Source organism: Massilia sp. DJPM01, from assembly GCF_030348125.1.
GTDB classification, from domain to species: domain Bacteria; phylum Pseudomonadota; class Gammaproteobacteria; order Burkholderiales; family Burkholderiaceae_D; genus Telluria_A; species Telluria_A frigida.
Genome location: NZ_JAQOZV010000128.1, coordinates 1 through 4,036, shown reverse-complemented (window position 1 = coordinate 4,036; position 4,036 = coordinate 1). Strand labels below are relative to the sequence as shown.

General features: G+C 60.1%; 3 protein-coding genes. 2 read left to right on the top strand and 1 reads right to left on the bottom strand.

Annotation, left to right across the window (positions count from 1 at the left end):
- The first annotated feature begins 166 nt into the window (after positions 1-166).
- Positions 167-1,144 (top strand): DUF2157 domain-containing protein, encoded by a 978-nt coding sequence (locus PO883_RS33900; protein ID WP_289313713.1) that lies wholly within the window; start codon positions 167-169, stop codon positions 1,142-1,144.
- Positions 1,141-2,739 (top strand): GDYXXLXY domain-containing protein, encoded by a 1,599-nt coding sequence (locus PO883_RS33895; protein WP_289313712.1) that lies wholly within the window; start codon positions 1,141-1,143, stop codon positions 2,737-2,739. Before PO883_RS33900 ends, PO883_RS33895 begins: the two co-directional genes overlap by 4 nt.
- Positions 2,740-2,822: 83 nt before the next feature.
- Here the strand turns inward: PO883_RS33895 and PO883_RS33890 are convergent.
- Positions 2,823-4,036 (bottom strand): phosphodiester glycosidase family protein (locus tag PO883_RS33890; protein ID WP_289313711.1); only part of this gene is annotated, 1,214 nt, incomplete at its 5' end.

Here is a 4,036-nt window from a genome sequence, read left to right as displayed (position 1 = left end):
ACCACCGCGTCTCCTTGGAGACGGCCTCAACTGCTTGCTAACTACTTGATTTCGTTAACCCTTTCATTGGGGAGGCGAACTATAGCAAAAGCACTGTTCGCTTGGCAAGCCTTTTTGATGCAAAGCCGGGTAAACTCAGCCGCAACTCCAAAGTTGAAAGAAAATCATGGATATTGGCCTGGCGATTTTAGAAGTGTCCGCAACAAATGCATTGAACGATGAGCAGCACAATCAGCTTCGCAAACTCTCCGGCCTCGACGATGAGCCAGCGAACCTGGCGTCACTGTTTCGCACCGGACTGGCGATCATCGCGGCGGTGCTGATCGGCCTGGGTATCATTTTCTGGATTGCCGCGAACTGGAATTCGCTTGGCCGCACGGGCCGTTTCATTCTGCTGCAGGGCGTGGTGGCTGTCATGTGCATCGGCGCGTATGCGCGACCGCGTGCGCGCGTGCCGCTTGGCCTGCTGGCCCTGCTCGCCATCGGCGCGGTGTTCGCTTACTTTGGACAGACCTATCAGACGGGCGCAGACCCCTGGCAACTGTTCGCGCTGTGGGCAGCGCTGGGACTCCCCCTATGCCTCTCGGTACGCCATGACGCACTGTGGATGCCGTGGGCGCTGATCGCCATGAGCGCCATCTCGCTTTGGCTGCATGCGAATACGGGCCACAGTTGGCGCTTCCAACCCAGCGATCTGAACTATCAAGCGGCCGCATGCCTTGGTGCACTTACCGTGGCGGCGTTGCTCAGCCCCCTGTGCGCGCGATGGACTGGTGCAGGTCTCCTGTCCATGCGCGTGAGCGTCGCGCTGGCGGTCATCAGCGTCGCACTGATCGGGATTGCCGGCCTGACGAACAGTACGGTGACCGCACAATATTGGCTGGCCTTGATGACGCTATCCATTACCGCTGCCGCGTTTTCGTCGCGTCGCTTGTTCGATATGTTTTCACTGTGCGGCATCGGGCTGGCCCTGAATGTTCTGCTGATTGGATTATTGACCCACTTCCTGCTCGCCGATCACGCGCGCTGGTCCATTCCGGAGCTGCTGTTGCTTGGCCTTGTCGCCGCCGGCTTGCTTGCCGCGACGGTGCACATCATTCTCAAGCTGTCGAAACGCGGCCCGCCGCATGGAGGTGTGCAATGAAGCGTCCACTCAACGAGATTATCTCCGAGGCTATGGCGGCGGACATTCTTCCGCCCTCAGCGGCCGCCTTTATCCCGCACGAAGAGCATCGTCCCTGGCCCGTCGTATTGTTGACGGCGTTCGGAGCATGGTTAGCGGCCATTCCACTAATAGGAATCATCTTTCTTTTATGCGGCGATTATCTGACCCGCGACACCAGCGCACTGTATCCGCTTTCGCTCATCATGTGCGGCGTCGCAGTGGCCATTTTGCGCCGCGCTTCACTCCCTTTGTTTATCGAACAGCTGGCCATTCCGGCATTGCTCGCCGGCGCGGCGGCCATGAGTGCGGCTTTTTACATGGACATGTCAATTGGCCAAGGCTCTTTCGGTGTCGCGCTGTTGGCAATCGCCCTGGCTGCCGTTATTCCACGCAACTGGCTGCGCGTCCTGCTGGGCGCGATTTCCTGTGCATTCATCATGGCGGCGATCGTCGCCCTCGCCGCCTATCGCGATCGCGATGGATTCTGGATCGTGGTGCATGGTGCGATGGCAATCTGGCTTATTAGCGACTTCGTCCAGCGACAACATCTTCGTAGCGTGCTGGTGGACAGACTGGCGACGGGGTGGGTGCTTACTATCATCGTGGGCCTTGCGCTGTGGACAGGAATGACCTTTCTGGTCGGTGCCGCCATCAGCAGCGGTTCGGTCAGCACGATGGATCCGCTCTCGCAGCCGCTGGCGTCCTTTGCGCAGTTTGCGTCGGCGGCGTTGACGCTTGGCGGGGCAGCCTGGCCGGCCATGCGATGGCCGGCGTTACGCAAGCCGTGGTACGCACTCACTGCCGCGGTATTCACGGGACTGGCGGTGTTGATGCCGTCGCTCGGCGCCGTGCTGATGATTCTCGCATTGTGCGCGAGCAGCGGGCGCTGGGGCATCGCGGCGTTAGCGGGCGCGGCGGCCGCGTGGATTATGGGCGCGTTGTATTACCAGCTGGCGTATCCGCTTGCGACCAAGGCGCTTATCCTGATCGGCGCCGGCGCGCTGTTCGCCCTGATCGCCTGGCTTGCCATTCGCGACGGCGTACCGGTGGTCAGTGGCGGCAGCGCTACCCCTGCGCCGAAGGAGGCGCACGCAGGCCGGATCGGCATTGCGCTGACCGCGATCGCGGTTTTAGCCGTCGCCAATATCGGGATCTGGCAAAAAGAATCCCTGATTGCGAACGGCCGTCCGGTGCTGGTGGAACTGGCGCCCGTTGATCCGCGTTCGCTCATGCAGGGCGATTACATGCGCTTGAATTTCAATTTGCCGCAGGAAGTGGCGCAAATGAGTGAAGGTGAGACGGGAAGCGCGCGATTGAAGGTCGCCGGCAAGGTGAACGAAAAGGGAATTGTGGAGCTGACCCGGCTCCACGACGGCAAGCCGCTTGCGCCTGGCGAGATCATGATCGAACTCACGCCGCGCCACGGTGGTCATACGCTGGTGACCGATGCGTGGTACTTCCAGGAAGGAGAGGGAAAACGCTGGGAGGCGGCGAAGTACGGCGAATTCCGCGTCGATGGCAATGGAAAGGCCCTACTCGTCGGCATGCGCGGAGCCAATCTGCTACCTCTCTGATACGAGAGGCGGCCCGCTCGGATAAATAGACGCCAGCCTGGAAATCGCGCTCTGAAGTGGAGCGGCTGGCGCGTACCGGCGTATTAGTCGGTCTTCCGTTCAACAGTCAAGACAACCGCCATCGCCCACGTCGCGTCACTAAATGGCCAGCGGAGCAGCTTGGCCTGGTCCCCGTCGACCTGCGATTCCCACAAGGCGTAAAGTTTTCGATCAAAACCAGGCAAACGCACGCTCTGGCAAGCCAGTGGGCCGCCATCCAGGTTAAGCGCGACCTTCAGATCGAGTGGCGACTCCTTCAAAAATAGCGCCAAGCGTGCCAGCGAGAAAAATGCATCCTTGGTAGTACCAACGACGATGCGTCCCTGCCTGTCTTGAGCAACGAAACTGCGGTTGGCCAGCCACCGGCTGTCGGCGCTCACATGAGTCTGTCCATCGTCACCGATCAGGAGAGGATAGGAGACCATCGCATTGCTCGCCCCATCGAGCGCCTGTTGCCAGTTCCCGTCACGCAGATCCCTGACGCCGGCGCCGTTACTGTCGGCGACAAAAGCGCCGGAGCGAGCCTTGTAACGGCGTGGACCCATCACCGTTCCCTCACTGATGAAGGGCGTGTCGGGCAAGCCTTTCAAGCCAAAAAAACTGCCGTTGACGATCAATAGCGCCTGCGGCAGTGCGCGCTCCCATTCATCGATGCCCTTCTCGCCGTCCGGTGCATTGCGCACTACAAAGCGATACTGCGCCGGATCGATACGCGCCAGCAGGATGCGGTCGACCTCACGGCCGCCCGCCATGACCGGCAGCTCGGCGACTTCAAATCCTTTCTCGCGTTCTTGCCAGGTCATCGGCCCGGAGGTTGCCGGCGGAACCGGTACAGTGAGAGCGAGGCGCATTGCGGGCGACAGGCGTGGATCGTCAGTCTCGACATTGACCCAGTAGCTTCCGCCACGGCGCCACAGTACATTGAAGCCATAAGCCCCGTTGCGCTCCCACACCCACCAGCAAGCACCCGCCACGGCGAGCAGCAACAGCGCAAGGCCGGCCATGAGACGACGTTTCAGGACCATTCGTCCCGTTTTTTTTCGTGATGCAGGCAGTTCTCGCACAGCCTGTGTTCCCTGTTTTATATTCACTATTTCCCCAATCAGCAGAATTGCCGGTGCAAGGAAAATAACCCGGCAGTGTGAAGCGCGGATGAAGTGATGGTGAAGTCTGGATGGAATATGCATCCAGGATTGGGGCTGTGATTGGCCGGTAACTTGATGAACTTTGAAGGGGGAAATGTGGGTGCTAAAAATGT

What these genes read in the sequence shown, in the direction of transcription:
- PO883_RS33900 (WP_289313713.1), top strand. Translation starts at nt 167, where the DNA reads ATGGATATTGGCCTGGCGATTTTAGAAGTGTCCGCAACAAATGCATTG.
- PO883_RS33895 (WP_289313712.1), top strand. Translation starts at nt 1,141, where the DNA reads ATGAAGCGTCCACTCAACGAGATTATCTCCGAGGCTATGGCGGCGGAC.